The 1003-nt window shown below is 72.2% G+C and carries 1 protein-coding gene; it reads right to left on the reverse strand.

Annotated elements, in window-relative coordinates; all coding sequences use genetic code 11:
* The coding region (locus tag L995_RS26695; RefSeq protein ID WP_047474357.1) for a GMC family oxidoreductase N-terminal domain-containing protein at positions 1-883 on the reverse strand (883 nt) is incomplete at its 3' end.
* Between the last annotated feature and the right edge of the window lie 120 nt (positions 884-1003).

Below are 1003 nucleotides of genomic sequence, written 5' to 3' on the forward strand. Positions count from 1 at the left end.
CGCTGCCATTGGCCAGGCCGCGCGGATGCCGCGCATTGGCCGAGCGCAGCAGCAGGGCCGCCGAGTTGATGGCGCCGGCACTGAGCACGAACAGCCCCGCCGTGATGCGGCGCGCCACGCCGCGGTCCACCACCTCCGCCGCGACGACGCGCCGCCCGCCCGCATCGGTGAGCAGGCGCTGAACGCGCACGCCGGTATGCAGCCGCACATTGCGGTGCGCCAGCGCAGGCCGCAGCAGGCAGGTTTCGGCATCGCCCTTGGCCCCCACCATGCAGGGCACGGCGTCGCAATTGGCGCAGCGCCGGCAGTGTCCGCCCGGTCCCAGGTCGATGGCGCAGGGCATGGGAAACGGCCGCAGGCCCTGGGCACGCAAGCGCTGCTCGATGCGCGAAAGCAGCGGCTCGTGCGGCACCGGGGGATGGGCATAGGCCGTGCTGCGCGGCGGCTCCGTGGGGTCGGCGCCGCCCTGGCCGCGCACGCCGAACAGCTGCTCGGCCAGGGCATACCAGGGTTCGAGATCGGCATAGCGCAGCGGCCAGGCGGGCGAGATGCCCTCCTCATGCTCCACCGCCTCGAAATCGCGCTGCCGAAAGCGCAGCATGGCCGTGCCGTAGAACTTGGTGTGCCCGCCCACGAAATAGAACATGCCGGGCCGAAACGCCCGCCCGCTGGCGTACCAGACCTCGTCGGTCTGGTAGCGTCTTTCGGCGAAGACGGCCTCGATGTCCCAGTTCTGCGCCTCGCGCGGCAGCACCGGGCCGCGCTCCAGCACCCATACGCTCGCACCGCTGTCCGCCAGTTGCAGGGCCACGGCCGAGCCGCCCACGCCCGAGCCGATGATGAGCACATCGCAGTCCAGCCCGTTGTGCGCCATGGCGGTCATGCGATCAGCGCCTGGGTGGCGGCATCGAAGCAGACCAGCCGAGACAGGTCGATCAGCAGGCGTGCCCTGTCCCCGGCGCGCAACGGCGCATCGGGCGGCAGCCGCGCGGTGAACGCGCGG

The organism is Delftia sp. ZNC0008 (assembly GCF_000799035.1).
Taxonomy (GTDB): domain Bacteria; phylum Pseudomonadota; class Gammaproteobacteria; order Burkholderiales; family Burkholderiaceae_C; genus Comamonas; species Comamonas tsuruhatensis.